The organism is Nocardia sp. bgisy134, from assembly GCF_057708325.1.
Genome location: NZ_JBYIRW010000013.1, coordinates 1 through 17,408, shown reverse-complemented (window position 1 = coordinate 17,408; position 17,408 = coordinate 1). Strand labels below are relative to the sequence as shown.

At 65.8% G+C, this 17,408-nt stretch carries 19 protein-coding genes and 1 pseudogene; 11 read left to right on the top strand and 9 right to left on the bottom strand.

The window, feature by feature from the left end; genetic code table 11:
• Complete coding sequence (locus tag AC3ERS_RS22485) at positions 1–318, bottom strand: nuclear transport factor 2 family protein (protein ID WP_431970040.1); 318 nt, start codon at positions 316–318, stop codon at positions 1–3.
• A 96-nt stretch (positions 319–414) separates the two neighbouring features.
• On the bottom strand, positions 415–1,035 hold the full coding sequence (locus AC3ERS_RS22480) for a TetR/AcrR family transcriptional regulator (protein ID WP_431970039.1): 621 nt from the start codon (positions 1,033–1,035) through the stop codon (positions 415–417).
• A gap of 107 nt (positions 1,036–1,142) precedes the next feature.
• Between AC3ERS_RS22480 and AC3ERS_RS22475 the strand changes: the two genes are divergently transcribed.
• The 5 genes from AC3ERS_RS22475 (at position 1,143) to AC3ERS_RS22455 (ending at position 6,634) form a co-directional block, all read left to right on the top strand.
• Positions 1,143–2,225 (top strand): SDR family oxidoreductase, encoded by a 1,083-nt coding sequence (locus AC3ERS_RS22475; RefSeq protein WP_431970038.1) that lies wholly within the window; start codon positions 1,143–1,145, stop codon positions 2,223–2,225.
• 10 nt (positions 2,226–2,235) lie between these two features.
• Complete coding sequence (locus AC3ERS_RS22470; RefSeq protein ID WP_431970037.1) at positions 2,236–2,499, top strand: hypothetical protein; 264 nt, start codon at positions 2,236–2,238, stop codon at positions 2,497–2,499.
• A 53-nt stretch (positions 2,500–2,552) separates the two neighbouring features.
• A complete protein-coding gene (locus AC3ERS_RS22465) occupies positions 2,553–3,434 on the top strand; it encodes a TIGR03621 family F420-dependent LLM class oxidoreductase (protein WP_431970036.1) in 882 nt (293 codons plus the stop codon).
• Between the two features lie 55 nt (positions 3,435–3,489).
• Positions 3,490–5,772 carry an ATP-binding cassette domain-containing protein gene (locus tag AC3ERS_RS22460; RefSeq protein ID WP_431970035.1) on the top strand — a complete coding sequence of 761 codons (2,283 nt, stop codon included), beginning with the start codon at positions 3,490–3,492 and terminating at the stop codon, positions 5,770–5,772.
• A gap of 175 nt (positions 5,773–5,947) precedes the next feature.
• Entirely contained in the window at positions 5,948–6,634 is a 687-nt protein-coding gene (locus AC3ERS_RS22455; RefSeq protein WP_431970034.1) for a class I SAM-dependent methyltransferase, read from the top strand.
• A gap of 52 nt (positions 6,635–6,686) precedes the next feature.
• Here the strand turns inward: AC3ERS_RS22455 and AC3ERS_RS22450 are convergent, their stop codons facing one another.
• Positions 6,687–7,613, bottom strand: a complete 927-nt coding sequence (locus tag AC3ERS_RS22450; RefSeq protein ID WP_431970033.1) for a hypothetical protein — start codon at positions 7,611–7,613, stop codon at positions 6,687–6,689.
• A 584-nt stretch (positions 7,614–8,197) separates the two neighbouring features.
• On the opposite strand from AC3ERS_RS22450, the pseudogene AC3ERS_RS22445 reads away from it, so the two are divergent.
• A pseudogene (locus AC3ERS_RS22445) lies at positions 8,198–8,449 on the top strand (DUF5131 family protein); the annotation flags it as partial.
• Between the two features lie 596 nt (positions 8,450–9,045).
• On the opposite strand, the gene AC3ERS_RS22440 reads toward AC3ERS_RS22445, so the two are convergent.
• Positions 9,046–9,717: a class I SAM-dependent methyltransferase gene (locus AC3ERS_RS22440; RefSeq protein WP_431970032.1), complete on the bottom strand. Its 672-nt coding sequence runs from the start codon at positions 9,715–9,717 to the stop codon at positions 9,046–9,048.
• Between the two features lie 56 nt (positions 9,718–9,773).
• On the opposite strand from AC3ERS_RS22440, the gene AC3ERS_RS22435 reads away from it, so the two are divergent.
• A complete protein-coding gene (locus AC3ERS_RS22435) occupies positions 9,774–10,028 on the top strand; it encodes a hypothetical protein (protein WP_431970031.1) in 255 nt (84 codons plus the stop codon).
• Positions 10,029–10,382: 354 nt separating this feature from the next.
• Here the strand turns inward: AC3ERS_RS22435 and AC3ERS_RS22430 are convergent, their stop codons facing one another.
• Positions 10,383–10,841: a MarR family winged helix-turn-helix transcriptional regulator gene (locus AC3ERS_RS22430; RefSeq protein WP_431970030.1), complete on the bottom strand. Its 459-nt coding sequence runs from the start codon at positions 10,839–10,841 to the stop codon at positions 10,383–10,385.
• 63 nt (positions 10,842–10,904) lie between these two features.
• Between AC3ERS_RS22430 and AC3ERS_RS22425 the strand changes: the two genes are divergently transcribed.
• The gene (locus AC3ERS_RS22425; RefSeq protein WP_431970029.1) at positions 10,905–11,273 is read left to right on the top strand and encodes a VOC family protein; all 369 of its coding nucleotides are present in this window, start codon (positions 10,905–10,907) and stop codon (positions 11,271–11,273) included.
• A gap of 82 nt (positions 11,274–11,355) precedes the next feature.
• Here AC3ERS_RS22425 and AC3ERS_RS22420 read toward each other — a convergent pair whose 3' ends face one another.
• Positions 11,356–12,000, bottom strand: a complete 645-nt coding sequence (locus tag AC3ERS_RS22420; protein WP_431970028.1) for a hypothetical protein — start codon at positions 11,998–12,000, stop codon at positions 11,356–11,358.
• Positions 12,001–12,044: 44 nt separating this feature from the next.
• Between AC3ERS_RS22420 and AC3ERS_RS22415 the strand changes: the two genes are divergently transcribed.
• Positions 12,045–12,548 (top strand): hypothetical protein, encoded by a 504-nt coding sequence (locus tag AC3ERS_RS22415; protein ID WP_431970027.1) that lies wholly within the window; start codon positions 12,045–12,047, stop codon positions 12,546–12,548.
• On the opposite strand, the gene AC3ERS_RS22410 is transcribed toward AC3ERS_RS22415, so the two are convergent.
• Positions 12,533–12,742, bottom strand: coding sequence for a cytochrome P450 (locus tag AC3ERS_RS22410; RefSeq protein ID WP_431970215.1), 210 nt, complete (start codon positions 12,740–12,742; stop codon positions 12,533–12,535). The genes AC3ERS_RS22415 and AC3ERS_RS22410 overlap by 16 nt on opposite strands.
• Positions 12,743–12,798: 56 nt before the next feature.
• On the opposite strand from AC3ERS_RS22410, the gene AC3ERS_RS22405 reads away from it, so the two are divergent.
• Complete coding sequence (locus AC3ERS_RS22405) at positions 12,799–14,130, top strand: recombinase family protein (RefSeq protein ID WP_431970026.1); 1,332 nt, start codon at positions 12,799–12,801, stop codon at positions 14,128–14,130.
• A gap of 842 nt (positions 14,131–14,972) precedes the next feature.
• Here the strand turns inward: AC3ERS_RS22405 and AC3ERS_RS22400 are convergent.
• The gene (locus AC3ERS_RS22400) at positions 14,973–15,623 is read right to left on the bottom strand and encodes a class I SAM-dependent methyltransferase (protein WP_431970025.1); all 651 of its coding nucleotides are present in this window, start codon (positions 15,621–15,623) and stop codon (positions 14,973–14,975) included.
• Positions 15,624–15,982: 359 nt separating this feature from the next.
• On the opposite strand from AC3ERS_RS22400, the gene AC3ERS_RS22395 reads away from it, so the two are divergent.
• Entirely contained in the window at positions 15,983–16,681 is a 699-nt protein-coding gene (locus AC3ERS_RS22395; protein ID WP_431970024.1) for a DUF6461 domain-containing protein, read from the top strand.
• On the opposite strand, the gene AC3ERS_RS22390 is transcribed toward AC3ERS_RS22395, so the two are convergent.
• Positions 16,654–16,968 (bottom strand): hypothetical protein, encoded by a 315-nt coding sequence (locus AC3ERS_RS22390; RefSeq protein WP_488186853.1) that lies wholly within the window; start codon positions 16,966–16,968, stop codon positions 16,654–16,656. The genes AC3ERS_RS22395 and AC3ERS_RS22390 overlap by 28 nt on opposite strands.
• Positions 16,969–17,408 lie beyond the last annotated feature (440 nt).

The following is a 17,408-nucleotide window of genomic DNA, read 5'->3' as shown; positions in this document are numbered from 1 at the left end:
TCAGGCTTGTCCGGTCTCGAATCGGCTGATCTTTCCGTCGCGCACGGTGAAACGCCACGCGGTGCGCATCGATCCCCAGCGCGAGTTCGTGTAGTCGGCGAGCAATTCGACGCCGCCGTCGGTCACCGATTCGATCTGCATCCGGCCGTTGCTGGCGAAGACCTCCGAATCGGTCCACTGCTCGACATCGCGTTCCACGCCGTCATCGGACATGGTCGCGTCCTCGGTGAGCACCGAGTGGAAGCGGTCGCGATCGTTGGCGTTGAGCGCGTCGACGAACTGCTGAACGATCGGGTCGAGCTGTTGCTGTACGGACATCCGGTCATCCCTCTCGAATCACGGTAATCGGGTCGAGCAGTGACGGAACAGCAAACATCTGGCGCCCACTCTAGGTCAGAAATGCGGCGCGCCGCGTCAAGACCCGGGCGCGAGGAGCGAGGACACCGTGCGCATCACGTCCTCGACCAGTTCGGGCGCGGTGGTGCCGAGCTGAACGGCCCGCTTCTCCAGCTGACCGTCCAACCACAGCGAGGCGAGCCCGTGGCCGATGCCCCACCAGGTGATGCCGAGAATATCCGCCTTGTCGGCAGGCAGCAGACCGGCCGCAACGCACTCGCCGATGGCGTCGGCCAGGATCGCGAAGGCGGCGTCGCCCGCCACGATGGCGTCGGGGTGCTTCTCCGGCTGGGAGAGCTCCGGCCGGAACATCAGCCGGAAGTAGCCGGGTTGCTCGCGCGAGAAGCGGACGTAGGCGCCCGCCAGCGCGGCGAGGGTGTCCAGCGGCGAGCCGGTCGCGGCGGCTCGCGCGGCGGCGAGTTCGGCGCCGAGCAGCTCGAATCCCTTGGTGGACAGCGTCGCGAGCAGTGCGGCCCGATCCGCGAAATGATGGTACGGCGCGCCGGTGCTGACGCCGGCCTCCCTGGCAACCCGGCGCAGGCTCACCGCCGCGATGCCTTCGGTTTCGATCAGGCGCAGGCAGGCGGCGATCAGCTCATCACGCAGTGCGCCGTGGTGGTAACTGGTCCGCTTCACCATCCGAGCGTATGCGACCGGGGCTGGACAACCTATCTATGCGGTGCTTAGATAATCTGAGCGGCGCTTAGATTCCGGCCGCGCCCCTCTTCCCCTGACAGGTGGAACACATGAGCAAGCAGGTACTCGTCACCGGCGCAACGGGATTCATCGCCGGGCACGTCATCGCCGACCTTCTCGAGCACGGCTACCATGTCCGCGCCACCGTGCGCGACTTGGCGAACACCGGCAAGCGCGCGCACCTCACCGAGCTCGCGCGGCGCCTCGGCGCGGACCTCGAGTTCGTCGCCGCCGACCTGGGCCGCGACGCCGGGTGGGCCGAGGCCGTCGCGGACTGCGCGTACGTGGTGCACGTGGCCTCGCCGTTCCCGTCGTACATTCCCGACGACGAGAACGAACTCGTCGAACCGGCCGTCCAGGGCACGCTGCGGGTGCTGCGCGCGGCCGCCGCCGAGCCGGGCGTGCGACGGGTGGTGCTGACCTCCTCGGTCGCCGCGATCGCCTACGGCCACGACACCGACGCCGTGCGTACGGAGGCGGATTGGTCGGTGGTCGGCCGGATTCCGCCCTACCAGAAGAGCAAGACGCTGGCCGAGCGAGCGGCGTGGGAGTTCGTCGGCGGCCTGCCCGCCGAGCGTGGACTCGAGCTGGCCGCGGTGAACCCGGGTATGGTGCTCGGCCCGCTACAGAGCCCCGTCACCAGCACCTCGCACGAACCGATTCGGCGGCTGATGGCGCGGGATGTGCCCGGCTCGATGCGCACCGGCTGGACCCCGGTCGACGTGCGTGACCTCGCCGTGGCGCATCGGCTGGCGATGGAGCTGCCGCAGGCGGCGGGCAATCGGTACATCTGCGCGTCCGATGCGGTGTGGATGGCCGAGCTGGCCCAGATCCTGGCCGACGAATACAACCCGCGCGGCCTGCGGGTGCCCACCCGCGTGCTGCCCGACTGGCTGATCCGGCTCGTCGCGCGATTCGACAAGGGCGTTCGGCTGGCGCTTCCGGTGCTCGGCCGCACCGAGATGGTCAGCGCGAACAAGGCGCGCACGGAGCTCGGCTGGACCATGCGTCCCGTCCGGGAGACCGTGCTCGACACCGCGGAGAGCCTGCTCGCCTTCGGCGTCGTGCACGCGCCGGGTGTCCGCACCCGCCCGGCCGCGCCGCGTCCGGCGTCGAACGTGCTCGGCGCCTAGGGGTTCGGACATGGTGACCGCCACTCTGATCCTCGCGGCCCTCGGGCTCGTGCGTCGCGTGTTCCGCAGGGATCGCGACGCCGCGCACGCCGACAGCGGAGCGCGCCGTCCCGCACGACTCGACACTGCCGCGATGCGTCGATATTTCCGCGGGGCGGAGTGGCGCCGATACCTCCGCGAAGCGGCACGACGTCCGGTTCCCGCGCTCAGCGCGGCGGTGGCGCTGCTCGGCCTCGGCGTCGCCGTCACGGCGAGTGCGCTCGCGGAGTGCTGAGCGCACACTTTGCCGGGTGGCGGGCGGGTCGCGCCAACGGGTAGACAGGACCGGTGACTGTGCAGCGTCCCTTCCGTTTCGGCGTGAACATGGTGGTACCCGAGTCCAGGTCCCGGTGGATCGAAAAATGCCGCAGGGCCGAGGAACTCGGCTTCGACGTGGTCGGCGTCGCCGATCATCTCGGCCTGCCCGCGCCGTTTCCCGCCATGATCGTGGCGGCCGAGGCCACCGAACGCGTGCGGCTCAACACCTTCGTGCTCAACACCGCCTTCTACAACCCGGTGCTGCTGGCCCGCGACGCGGCGGGCGCGGACCAGCTGACCGACGGGCGCGTGGAACTCGGGCTCGGCGCGGGCTACGTGCGGGCCGAGTTCGACGCCGCCGGAATCCCTTTCCAGAGCGGCGGTAAGCGGGTGCGTCATCTCGAGCACACCGTCACGACGCTGCGCAGGTTGTTCGCCGACCCGGACTACCAGCCGCGCCCGGCGCAGCCGTCCGGACCGCCGCTGCTGCTGGCAGGCTGGGGCGACCGGCTGTTGAAGCTCGCCGCCGAGCAGGCCGACATCATCGCCTTCGCGGGCGGGGGAGCGACGCCCGGCGGCCCGGTGCAACTCGCCGACGAAGACACCACCGCCGAGCGGGTGGCTTATGTCGACGGGCTGCTCGGCGCACGTGCGGGCGAGGTGGAACTGAATCTGCTCATCCAGCGGGTGGTCTCGCGCGCGGACTGGCCCGCGCTGGCCGATGCTTACGCACCGGCGCTGCCGCCCTCGGCCGCCGACCACCCCGAGCGGATCCCGACTCTGCTGATCGGCTCCCCCGAGGAGGGCGCCGACCGCGTCCGGGAACTGCGCGAGCGCTTCGGATTCAGCTACATCACCGTGCTGGAGAACAGCATGGAACAGTTCGGCCCGATCATCGAGCGGCTTCTGTGATCTACATCACTTCACCCTCGCCATTTTGTCGGCCCACGATGGCATGGTGTTCGGCATGCCATCTACCGAATCGACCGCCTCCGTCGATGTCATCCGGGTGCTCGGGGCCAGCGAGCACAACCTGCGCGACGTCTCGCTCGAGATCCCCAAGAACAAGATCACCCTTTTCACCGGCGTGTCCGGGTCGGGCAAGTCGTCCATCGTGTTCGACACCATCGCCGTGGAATCGCAGCGCCAGCTCTACGCCACCTTCCCGGCGTTCGTCCTGAACTTCCTGCCGCGGTACGAGCGCCCGCACGCCGAGGCGATCGAGAACCTGACGGCGCCGGTCATCATCGATCAGCAACCGGTCGGTGGCGGCCCGCGCTCCACGGTCGGCACCATGACGGACATCTACTCGATGGTGCGCGCCATGTTCGCCCGATTCGGTTCACCCTCGGCCGGATTCGTCTACAACTACTCGTTCAACGTCCCCCAAGGCATGTGCCCGGACTGCGACGGGCTCGGCATGACGGTGCGCGCGGACCCGGATCGCCTGGTGGACCGTGGCAAATCGCTCAACGAAGGGGCCATCCTGCTCCCCGGTTACGGTGTGGGCAGCGGTGATTGGCAGCTCTACGGCAATTCCGGCCGGTTCGACCTGGACAAGAAGCTGGCCGACTACACCGAGGCCGAGTACCAGGACTTCCTGTACGGCAGCGGCGGCAAGGTGGAGCTCACCTTCGCGAAGGGCACCTGGAAGGCCGACTACGAGGGACTCGCCGCGAAGTTCACCCGCACCCGACTGCAGCGCGACACCTCGACGCTCAGCGAGAAGACCCGCGAGCAGATGCAGAAGTTCCTCACCGAGGGCGTCTGCTCGACCTGTCGGGGCGCGCGGCTCAACGCCGCCGCACTCGCCACCAAGATCGGCGACCGCAATATCGCCGACTGGTCGGGGATGCAGATCACCGATCTCATGGCGGTGCTCGACGAGATCACCGACCCCGCGGCGCTCGGCCTGGCCGACGCCATCCGTACCGCGCTGCGGCGGGTGGCCGACATCGGTCTCGGATACCTGAGCTTGGATCGCCCCACCTCGACCCTTTCCGGCGGTGAGGGACAGCGGCTGAAGATGATCAAGCATCTGTCCAGCACGTTGATCGGGATGACCTACATCTTCGACGAACCGAGCGTCGGACTGCACCCGCGCGACGTCGGCAGGCTCAACGATCTTCTGAAAGCGCTGCGGGACAAGGGCAACACCGTGCTGGTGGTCGAGCACGATCCGGACGTCATCCAGATCGCCGACCACATCGTCGATGTCGGCCCGCGCGCAGGCGTGCACGGCGGACGGGTGGTGTTCCAGGGCAGCTTCGCCGAGCTGCGCGACGCCGACACCCCCACCGGTGCTGGTCTGCGCAGGCCGTTCACTGTCAAGGACACCTTCCGTGCCGCCACGGGCGAGTTGCTGATCGAGAACGCCGGCGTGCACAACCTGCGCGATGTCACCGTCGCCATCCCCACCGGGGTACTGACCTCCGTCACCGGCGTGGCGGGCTCGGGCAAGAGCAGCCTCATCCGCGACGTGTTCGTGCGCGAGCATCCCGAGGCGCTGTTCGTCGACCAGTCGCCCATTGCCGCGTCCTCCCGCTCGACGCCGGCGACCTACCTGGGATTGATGGACCCGATTCGCAAGCTTTTCGCCAAGGCGACGGGGGAGTCGCCGAGCCTGTTCAGCTTCAACTCCCACGGCGCCTGCCAACAGTGCGAGGGCCGCGGTGTGGTCGTCACCGAGATCGCGTACATGGACCCGGTCGCCACACACTGCGACGCCTGCGACGGCCGCCGCTTCTCCGAGGGCGTGCTCGGGCACACGTTGCGCGACAAGTCGATCGCCGACGTGCTGGAGATGTCGGCGGAGGAGGCGCTCGGCTTCTTCCCGGAGAAGGCGCTGAATGGCAAGTTGCGCACCATGAACGAGGTCGGCCTGGAGTACCTGAGCCTGGGCCAGGCGATGAGCACGCTGTCCGGCGGCGAACGCCAGCGCATCAAGCTGGCCACCCAGTTGCAGAATACCGGGTCGATCTACGTGCTGGACGAGCCGACCACCGGCCTGCACATGTCCGATGTCGACACCCTGCTCGCGCTCATGGACGGACTCGTCGAACGCGGAAACACCGTCGTCGTCATCGAGCACAACCTCGACGTCGTCGCCCACTCCGACTGGGTGATCGATCTGGGCCCGGACGGCGGAAAGGACGGCGGCCGAATCGTCTTCACCGGCACCCCCGCCGACCTGTTGACCCACCCTACCTCCCTGACCGGCGAGTACCTGCGCAAGTACAAGGCGGCCTGACCAGGGCCGAGGCCCGCGGCCGCGTCGCCGAGAGTCGTTGCGGCCGCGGGCCTTCGCGCCGACAGTGCGCAGCGGGATTTCGCGAATCAGCGGCCGGGTGGTGGCGCAGCCGAGACCGGCCCACAGTTCGGCGTAGCGGTGCCGGTGACCACACGGATGATCGTACGGTGGAGCGGTGACCTTGATTTCACGCATCTATCGGTTCAACAGACGGCGTCCATGGAGTCACAACGACTTCTACGGAGGTTGGGTGGTCGATCGAGTCGCGTCGAGCAAAGCCCGCAGCGTTCTGGACATCGGGTGCGGCACAGGCAATCTGATCGGCCGTCTCCGGGTGCGGGTCGAACACGTGACCGGGATCGAGCCGGACCCCGAAGCGGCACGCGTGGCGGCAGCGCGCTTCGCCGACATCCCTTCCGTAGTGATCGAACAACGACGATTCGACCAACGCGACCCGGCTCGTCAGTGGGATGCGATCACACTGGTGGCCAGCCTTCATCACCTTCCACTCACGCAGACCTTGCGCGATCTCGATCGCTGCCTGGCTCCTGGCGGCTGCCTCGTCGTCATCGGGTGCTACCGGGAATCAGGGGTAGTCGATCTCGCAATAGGACTCGTGGCCACCGTGGCCAATATGGTCATCGGAGTTCTGAAGCATCCACGGCCGACGGACCATTTCCCCCTCGAGATGACTGCACCGACAGCGCCACCCCGCGAGACACTCTCGGAAATTCGCGCTGTTGCCGGGGAGCATCTCCGGGGAGCTCGCATCCGTCGCAGGCTCTTCTGGAGGTACTCGCTGGTCTACGACAAGCCCTCGCCCACACATCGGCGCTCCGTGTCAGGGCGTGAAACCGGTTGATACCAGCCCGATGTCGGGGTTCGAGTGAGGGCGCCGCGGCTGGGATGTCGCCCTATTTGTTGTGTGTGGCGTCGAGATCTATCCGGATGGTGTCGGCGCGGGGGATGATGAAGACGCGGTCGCGCCGTGCTTCCCACTGCTGGGGTATGACGAAGTAGGCGTCGGCAGTTCGGTCGAGTAGTCGCACACCCCCGTAGTAGAAGCGGTATTTCTCGCCGGGTATGTCGATTTCGCCGACCTCTACACCGGTGCCGAGGATGGCGAGCCGGTCGACGCTGAACACGACGACCGAAGGCTGGTCGGCGAATTGGGATCGAGCCAGGTTTCGAGCATCCGTGAGCCCTTGGTCGGACGCGTAGGCCCCGGTGATCCACATCAATCCGGCCAGTCCGAGGGTGAACAGCGCGATCATGATCACGATCGTGCTTGACTGATTCGTCGGCCGAGGCGCCGGCGGCAGAAGTCCTGGGCTCGGCGGAGTCTGCCACAGGCCCGGATTGCTGGACCGAAGCGTAATGACATAGCCGAGCAAGACACTCCCGACGACCAGCGATCCCGGCAGCAGGTAATTGTTCGGCGGAAACCACGACGGCACCGCGGTCAACCGGATGATCGGGGCCACCGCGAGCGCCGCCACTCCCAGCGCCAGCATCGCCACGTACCAAATCCGAAGCGCTCGAGTCTCGTTGCGGGTCCGCCGGGCCAGCAGTAACGGCACGTCCCGGGACGCCACCAGAATCAGCACCATCACCATGCCGAGGACAACCGGCCAGAACGTGGGAGTGATCGATCGCCGCAGAAAATCGGTGATCGAGTAGCCGAGCAGCCCCGAGTCGATGCCGAAATAGCCATACCAGGCGCGGGTGTACACCGCGCCGAAATAGTAGAGGACCGGTACGAGCACCGCTGCCTGCGACGCCAATGCCCCCGCGAGCGTCAGCGCCGACTTCAGCGGAGACGGTTCCTGCTGCTGTGTCATCGGTCAGCGCTCCGCGTTGCCGGAACTCGGTTCCGGTCGGCTGGAGGGTGCTTGTCGCGCTGTGAGCGGCGGAAGAGTCGGTGGCGGAGGAGTTGTCGCGATCGGCGGCATGCCGGGCACGATCAGACGCTGAGAGGTCGTGATGCCGACTGACGTCTGTGGTACGGGGACAGTCGTTTGTGCCTCCGGCTTTTGCGGCGAGGGTGCAACGACCGAAGGTGTCGCGATGGTCAGTTGGGGCTTCGTGGTGATCGGCGCCCCCTGCGGAGGGATCGTCGGGCCCTGCTGTTCGGACGTCGTAGCCGACGCTGCCGACGAAGTAGCCACCGATGACTGTGGTGCGGGGACCGGCGCCGATGACGGCGGAGCATCGCCGCGGTCCGCTGCGTCGGAGCCGCACGACGATAGCGCCAGCGTTGTCAGGACCGTGACGACGAGTACAGCTGGGCCGGAACGGATCTGCATGCGCGCTCCCTCGAATTCCTGAACCGGAACGGAATTGTCGCACGACGAAACCGGCGAGGCACCTCGATAACGCCAACAGAAGAAGTACCCATCGAGATGCCATTGTCCGATGAATTAGATTGCGCAAGAAGCGATCTGCACGAATTTCTACCAAACAGAATCGGTTCTGTTTACCGCTGCACGATGCGGCGGCGAAGCGGCTCGGTGCCCGTGACCCGGAGCAGGTCGAGCGCGGGCTGGCGCTCCGGCCGAACCTTTGGCTGGGCAGGTCGGTGGAAAACGGTGCGGTCACCCACTGCATCACCGACCTGCTCGCCGGTCCCGCCGCGGTGCGGTTCCTGTCGTGCGAGCCGCTGCTGGGCCCGATCGATCTGACCAGTGGCTGTTCCCGAACCGCTGTTCCTGCGGCTGCGCCTGCCGGTGGCCCGACGACGGCGACCGGTTCGAATGCCCCAGCCAGGAATACCGCACACCCATCGACCAGGAATGGGACGCCTTCCTCGCGCACTTCGAGAAGCGGAAAGTCTCCGTTGGGACCCGCGCGCGAGCGTTCGCTTCTCCCCTGTATTCATGAGCACGCATGTGTGAGATGTTCACTTCTACGGCTGGACCCCGCCCAACGCCCCCGGTTGGAAGAGATCCGCGACAACCTCGAAGCCCGCATCATCGAAGCCAAACGCGAAGGCTGGCTCGGCGAAGCCTGCAGGTCAGCTACAGCGGCGTCAAGGACAAGCTCGCCCAGATCGACGCCACACTCCAACGAACGGCGGCAGGAACTGACCTCGGGATGCCCACGTTCGGTTCGATCTCTGGAAGGTCTTCTGCCCCACGATGATTGAATCAGTGCGACAGATGATAGGCCAAGTGCGAACGCTCGCTCGGCGAGGTCGAACAACTCCGCGGCAGCCTTGCGACGCGAGGGAACGAATTGCACAACTGGCTCCCAGGCGGCGCGAACTCGATCGATTCACTCTTCGAGATCGTCAACCTGGCGGCGCGCGAGAATGATCCCCCCGAGCGTGCTCTCGGCTGAGGTGAGAGTTCTGTGTGTCTCGACGACGAAGCCAGCATCGTTGAGCCACGCAATCATCTGGCCGTGCTGGCGACGATGGACATATATGTTCATCTGGTGCCCGCCATAGCCCTGCGTCTTCAACTGCGACTCGTCACCGACATGGAAGCCGAGTAATAACGGTCCACCGGGCCGAACTACTCGCTGGAAGTGCGCGAAGACCGAACTGATCTCGTCGTCGGGAACGTGGATCAGCGAGTACCAGGCGACCAGACCAGCCATCGAGGCGTCGCCGAAGGCGAGGTCGGTCATAGAGCCGAGATCGAACCGGAGGCCGGGGTGATCACGCCGGGCCACCTCGATCATCCTGGGCGACAGGTCGATTCCGAACGCGTCGACGCCCAGCCGGGATAGGTGAGCGGTGATCCTCCCCGCCCCACACCCCACGTCCGCAACTGGGCCCCCGCCCTCGGCACGCACCCGGTCGGCGAACAACGCCAGGACAGCGCGCTCATCGGGCGTTTCATCCAGAAGGTGACGCGTCAGATCTGCATAAATAGCAGCGACGGTGTCGTAGGACGTCCGCGTGTCTTCCAGCCAGCCGGCGGTGTTCGGTCCCGTTCCCACGACCGCAGGCTACCCAACAGTCCACGCAGGACAACCCCTAGTTCAGAGAAGCTTGCGTGAGGTGCTCGCTCCTTCGACCGGACCCCGCCCAGCGGGCGCGGCTCGAAGAGATCCACGACAACCTCGAAGCCCGCATCATCGACGCCAAACGCGAGGGCTGGCTCGGCGAAGTAGAAGGACTCCAAATCAGCTACAGCGGCGTCAAAGGCAAACTCGCCCAGATCGATTCCACTCTCCAACGCACCACGGCAGCAACGGGACTCGGAATGCCCACGTTCGGCTCGATCTCCGGAAGAAGCTCTGCCCCATGAGAATCAAGTTCATAGAAGTCTGTGTCGATGTTCGCTCCCGTGGCCGGATCCGCAACAACGCACTCGGCTGGAACAAATCCGAGACAACCTCACCACCCGGATCAGCGAAGCAGAGCGAGAGGGATGGCTCGGCGAGATCGAAGGCCTGCAAGTAAGCCTCGCCGGTGCTGAAGGCAAACTGGCCCAACTCGACGAGAAGCAGCCCGGCGAACCGTCATTCATCAGCCTCGGCATGCCGACAATCAGGCTCATCGCAAAAGGAGGGTGTAGTCGGGGTCTGTCGGTGTCGAAGTTGCCTGCAGGGATGGCCGCACTCCTATCCGGGCGCGGCGAGACGTGTGCCGGGAAAGCGAGCTATGCACCGTCGTTGCCATCGTGCAGGGAATGGATCATGCTGTGCAGGATCCGGAACGCGTCCGACTGCTCGGTCTCGGTCAGGCCGGCCAGCATTCTGACCTCGACGGACCGGACCGCTATGGTCGCCTTCTCGAGGCTCCGCCGGCCGCGAGGCGTGAGCCGCGTGGGAAGAACCTTCCCGACGGGTGCCTGCGCAGGCCTGGTCACGTAGCCGTCTCGTTCCAGGGCCTGGAGCAGCACGTTCATCGTCTGCCGGGTCACGAACGCGCCCCGCGCGAGCTCGGAATTCGACAAGCCCGGTCGTTGAGCCAGCAGCTCGAGGCAGGAGTAGTGCGTCACGCTCATCCCGAGCGGCCGCAACACCTCCTCCATAGCTACACGTAGCGCGCTCGACGCCTCTTTCAGCAGGTAGCCCAGTGACGTCTCCAGGTCGACGCCGACACCGTCTTGACTCATGTCAGTATTCTGACATAAATTGATCCGTGTCAGAAACCTGACACGAAGAGAAGGAGCATCATCATGCCCGCCACCGGCCCCGACTTCATCTCACTCCAAGCGCGCGACCTCGACGCTTCGCAGGTGTTCTACGAGCAGTACCTCGGCCTCGTCCGCTCGCAGGCCGGACCTCCGCACGCCGTCGTCTTCGAGACGAAGCCGATCGCGTTCGCACTCCGCGACATCGTTCCCGGCACCGATCTCGCATCCGCTGCTCAGCCCGGCATCGGTGCCGCGATCTGGCTCCACGCCACAGACGTCCAAGCCATTCACGATGCGCTGGTCGCCGACGGTCACACCATCGTCTCCGCACCGATCGACGGCCCCTTCGGTCGGACATTCACCTTCGCCGACCCCGACGGCTACCAGGTCACTCTCCACGACCGCGCCTGACAGGCCAAAACGTCACCGGACGATCACCGGCCCCCGCAGACCGCGGTTGCGCCCGCGGCTCGAGAATCCGGGCGAGGTTTGTTCACCCCGGGGTGATACCGATACCGACCAGCGGCGGCCCCCTCGCCCGTAACGAGTGTGTACTCCACTGCGCGGCTGGCCATATCCCGGCGACGTGGCTCCGACGGTGACCGCGATCCTGACCCGACACGCACCAGCCGCCGCGGCGATGAACGCCTTCTACCGGAAACTGCTCGATGGAGAAATCCACACGGATTACGCCCAGTTGGTAGATCAGCACGATCTGACCAATTGACCGGTCATCGGGTGCACGAGTGCGCTCGACCGACGCCGAATGGGCACGGCCAGTTAGTTCAGAGAAGCAGGAGGGTTCGTGCCGGCGGCTGGTGCCGTAGGGGCGCCCGCAGGATCCGAATTCGACGCGTCGTTTGTCGAAGTGCTCCTCGAAGCCAGCCCACTCGTCTTCGGTCGGTTTGCGGTATTCCTCGGCGGGGCGTTGAGCGCGCCGCCGGTCGAGGAATTCCGGGTAGTGGCGGACCACATCCTCCTCGAAGACCGCGACGTAGCCGCGGGTGGTCTGGATTTCGAGGTGACCGAGCAGCGCGGCGCCGATGCGCGGAGAAGGCGCGGTGCCACGTGCAGCGGGGGAGGGGCCAACTGGGGGAGCGGCCGCTTGACCTGGGCGGCAAGACACGGCATACCCCAACCATCGCGCTCCGGCTGTCGGTGCCGGGCTCTACAGTGCCGAATATGACAGTTGCCGACAGCGCATCGCCGTTCGAGAACCAGGGCGGGTATGTCGTGAGCCCGGGCCCAGGTTGCTCCCCGTCATTCCGGCAGTACGTGGCGTCGGCTCGGGCGGGTGACGTCGATGCCCTGTTCTTGCTCGAATCGGCGGATGCCGACGCGGTAGAAGTGGACGTACTGCTCTACAAACTGCTCAATGTCGCAGCAGACTTCGGCCACCCCGAGGCCGGCTCCTTCGCCGATGACCTTCTCGAATGTTCCTCTCTTCGTTACGACGACGACCACTTCGCGCAGGGCAATGCCCATTTCCAGCTCGGCCTGGCCTACCTCGTCGGAGCCGACGGCCTGCCGGTGGACCCCGACAAGAGCCGAGCTCATCTCGAGATGTCACACAAGTGCCGGTGGCCCTTCCACGTGCAGCAAGGAGAGAGCCTCCTGGCCGAGGCTCGATCGCTGCTGACCGCTGCCCAGCTGATGGTGTTCGACGAGATCTATCGCCCAGGGTGATTCGGTGCTGTCAGGGCGCCGAGGCGGACGGGTTGACTGCGCAGGCCTCGGAGCACCGGGCTGGCGATGCGCTCCGGCGTCCCGGCCGAGGTCAGAGACGGGGCGCGACGCATGATCTCCGCGATGGCGGCGGTGGCTTCCAGCCGGGCCAGCGCGCTGCCCAGACAGAAGTGGATACCCGCGCCGAAGGCCAGGTGGTCCCCGACATCGGTCCGGTCGAGCCGGGGACGAGGGGGTGCGGTATGTGTTCATGAAGGACACCGAGTACGACTTAACCACGGGCGCAGGCCGGAAGAATTTCATGGTGAAGGTCGCCGAAGCCGCCGAGTACCGGGAAACCAACACCGAAAACCTCCTGGACCGGATGGGCGAGGAGGCTGCCAAGGGGGTGATGCAGGGCGGTGCACGCCGCTTCGGGTACGGCAAAGTCGTTGGCACACACCCGATTACCGGTGCCGACATTTTGGATCGGTATGCGTTGCGGGCCGAGGAGGTAGCGGTTCTCGAGGAGGGCCGGGACCGGGTGATCAACGGCGAGTCCCAGACCACGATCATCACCGATTGGAACGCCCGGGGGATCACCACCTCCCAGGGCGGGCAGTGGCGGGTGGGCAAACTGTCTCACCTGCTGCGGTTGGAGGCGTATGTGGTCTATGACCTGGGTGAGCACACCGACGCGACCGGTGCCCGGTGTGAGTGCTTGAACAACCCGGAGGGCAACGGCATTCGGGTGCACGAGCGCACCGGTACCCGGCATCGTGGGCAGTGGCCGGGCATTTTCACCCGCACCGAGCAGGACGCGATGCGAGCAGCTTTGACCGCGCACCGCCGTCTCGAGGAGCCGGATCGTCCCCGGCAGCGTAACGGCGAGTATTGGTTGACCGGGCTGGCCGAGTGCGGCTGCACCTGGGGCGAGGGCCGCGAGCGGGCGGGGCAGTATTGCGGCACGTGGATGGTGGGTTCGCAGTTGGAGCGTGAACGCAAGAACGGCACCGTTGTTCAGCGCCGGTATGGGTGCCGGGCCAAGGATTCAGCGAAGGTGGCGTGTGGGTGCGGGCGGGTGTTCCGGGATGCGGGCGCGTTGGAGATGTACGTCGCGCAGCAGGTGATCGCCGTGTACGAGCACCCGGAGATCCTGGCCCGGCTGGATCGCGGGAACGACAACGCCGGGCGCATCGCGGAACTGCAACAGCGTATCGAGACGACGGCGGGGAATCTGGATGCCGAAACCGACCGCCGCACCGAGGTGCTGACCGGGGCCGGTGACGAAGACGATTTGCGGGTGATCGAACGCACCATCACGGGACTGAATCAGACGCTGAAAGCGCTTCGTGCCGAACAGGATTCGTTGCGTGGCGCACAAGCCCTCGCTGTGCTGGCCGATATCGGGTCCACGCCGGGCGAGTTGCGTCAGGGGTGGGATAGGAAGGGTGCGCGCTGGCGGCATGAGGCCGCCGCGCGGCTGATCGAGAGGGTCATCGTCAAACCCGCGCGGGTGTATGCCGCGAAATGGGTCGACCAGAACCGCAAGGCGTGGCGGTTCGACACATCCTCGGTCGAGATCGTGTGGCGGGACCTATAGCCACACCAGCTCCGCTGGTGAATCCTGGGGGCGGTTATCGGTGAACTCTAGCTCAGACGCCGAGACCGAGATCTGCTGGTATCGGCGGAATCTGACGTCCTTCGGCGAGTGTCTGGCAGGTTGGGCGTGACCGACGAACGTCCTATGCCGACTATCGGACATTCGACCGGGGCAGGTGGGGGCGTGCGAGTGATTCGGTTGCGGACCATCGGGTGGTGAATATGTTGTCGCAGAGTGTTAGAGCGCGGCCGGGGTCGCTGACCACCAGAGGGCGCGCCGTGCTCCGACCATATGTCAGCGGCCAGTTGAGATTCCCCACTGGCGGCCACTTAGCGGGGAGCTATCTGGCCGTCAAGGCGAACGGGCAGCAACAAAGGCGGGCTGTCGGCAGACGACGATATGCGGCATGTGCGGATGTCTGTGATGCTGGTGTCTTGGGCGGAGTGAATAGCTACTCGAAGACTAGAATCGGATTCATGAAATACCGACCTGTCCTGATCGTGGCCATGATCGGGGGCTTGATCGGCACAATACTGTCGAGTCCGTTCGCCGTGTACTTCGGCTTCGGCACTCCTGTGCTCGCTACCGCTATTGTTGGCGTGGGAATCTTGCTGGCGGGAGGCATAGGATTCGGCGGCCTGTGCGTTGCCCTGGCGTTGGCCGTCAGGGCTGACCGGCGCAGCGGTGGTTACCGCTGTCGCGGTAAGAGCCGGGCATAACTTTCCGAAGCTCCGGCCTGGCGGCGGTACGGCCAGGCAGCCGTGTAGGACACGGTAATCGGCTACTTCCGTGCGGCGCCCAACCACGGCGCTGTTGCCATCTCGTGCCGAGCGTCGCAAAGGTCATCGGCGGTAGTGCGCGGCGACGGAGTCCTGTCCGGTGTAGTTCGGTCCTGCGTGGTTGTCGGCGCCGAGGTACCGGAACTCCCAGCGGGGCAGGCCATATCCGGTGCGGGTGAGTCGATGGTTCCTGGCGTCGTACTGGAATCCGTTGCGACGCAGCGAGGTAGTGAATGGCCTACCGATTGGTGAACCGTCGTCCCACCGGATCGAGGAGGCATCGAAGTTGGCGACGAGCTGTCCGTCGGCGGTGAGCCAGGACGCCATCCGAGTCAGCGCGGCGATCTTGTCACCGACGTAGTGCAAGACGTGGACTGCGGTAATGAGTTCCACTGGTGCCTGCGGCTGCCACGTCAGCACCGACCCGGTGAGCAGGTCGACTCCGGGGCGTGAGGGTCCGGCGAAGAAGTCGACGAGGTCCAGGCCGATGATCTCGACATGCCCGGACAGTGACGCCGCCGCGTCGAAAAGAGCTCGGCCGCTACCGCATCCCACATCCAACCACCGCTGTGGTGCCGGCCGCGCTGTCAGCCATGCCGTCGGATCGAAGCCGAGCTCTCGGCGATATGCGCCGATGCGGCGCTCGCGGTTCATCTCGGAGTTCGCCACTACCGCAGTCCGTTCCAAACGAGCGTCGTCGAGCAACTCGGTCACATCGACATCCTTCCCTGCCAGCCGATCGAGTGCACCGCCGACACCTATGCTCTGTATGGAAAAGCGACGTTCGCCCGCTGTGACATGCCCATTCGGGTAGCGCGCTACGCGGCATTTCAGTGCTTTCGGGCGGTCCCGGATGCCGATCCGATGTGCTCGGTGCCGAGGGCCACCTCGCCGCGCGGCAAGGATGGTCGCCAGTGGTAGCAAGTCCGGTGATCTGCCGACCCTGGCGGACCGGCCCGGCGAGCCGCTCGGATGTCAACGGAGCCACGGGAATTCCGCGCTGAGGACAGTGGGTCGATCAGGTGTTCCAGACGATCGATTAGTTGTCGGTGGGGTCTGCCACCATGACCCATATGGCGACAACTGATCCCCTGGCCCCACTCCAGTGGCTCAACGCATCCGAGAGCCAAGCGGACCCGCTGGGCGAGATCTTCAGTGTCGGCTTCTTCCGAAACCTTGACCCGTCGGAGGTGGTGCGCCGCTTCAGCAAAGGCGACGACTCCGGCCAGGAGTCGGACTTCGAAGAGCTCAACGACAGGATGGTCGAGTTCCTCGGCAAGACTGGCGGTGTGCACGGAGGCGGTCACGTGGGCGTGTTTCGGGCCGGTGCATGGAGCGTGGCCATCGAACCGGTCGGGTGGTGGATGACTGACCGCAAGACGCTGGCGGAACTATCGCGAGACTGTGAGGTCCTGGCGATCACCATCCACGGCTACGCCGAGCACAGCCTCGAGTACGCGATCGACGGGACGATCGTGACCGGCCACCGACTGGAGTACCCGCATATCCGTTGGGGTTGCGACCCCGACCGGCTCAACGACTACATGCGCGAGCTGGGCATGGAGCTGGACATGACCGACGATGACTATGTTTATGACGCCGATGAAGACGAGAGCGACTCGGACGCCTGGGACATCAGCTACAGCGCCGTCGTGCCGAGAGCCTTCGCCCTGGCGGCGAAGGTCACTGGAGTGTCGTTCACGGCAGACATGCTGGACCAGCCCCTGCTCATCGGACCTATCGCCTACCGCATGTCGTACAGGTCGGGATAGTCACCTCCCGACCACACCACCGCTTGACCCGGTGCGCTTGCTGGTACGGCCGGTGAAGTCGTAGAACGCATCTCGTTCCGCTCTACATCCACCTGCCGGGCGACGTAGTCGACCGCAGCGTCGGCGATCTCGGCCCGGGCACGCGGAAACCGGCTCTGCTTGGTATAGAACCGCAGCATCAGCCCGAACCCGAGTTTCGTCGCGCCCCGCTTGGTGGCGTCCAGCTCTGGTTCCTTGCCCAGCCACGTCCACCGGTCGATCAGCTCGTCCTGGCCCAACTCCCTCATCACGCGGCAAGCTGTCTGCCTGGTGGTGCCGCGAAATCGTTCGATTCTCGATACTGGCGGGTTTCAAAACCATCCTGCATTCGGCATTTCAGGCTGCTCCGACCAACTCCGTGGTAGCGATGTGATCGAAGGCCGATCTGGAGGCTTCCGTCCGCGCCGGACCCGGTGTCCCCGGGGCCGCGGACCGGCGGGTAGCGGTTCCCCGACTGCCTGACCGATCAACCACGATCCGCGCTCTCACCACGCCGAATCATGGGGCCGCCTGCAAAGAGAGGTGACATCGTCGTCTGCCTCCCGTGTACGGGTATTCGAGGAGTGTGTAACCGGCATCTCACCCCGGCCAGATGTGCGCACTACGTACTCCATGTCGCCCGAGCAGCGCGAAGAACAGCTCAGAATTCCTCTCTCGGTTCCACCACCAACCGGGTCGGCCGATTCAG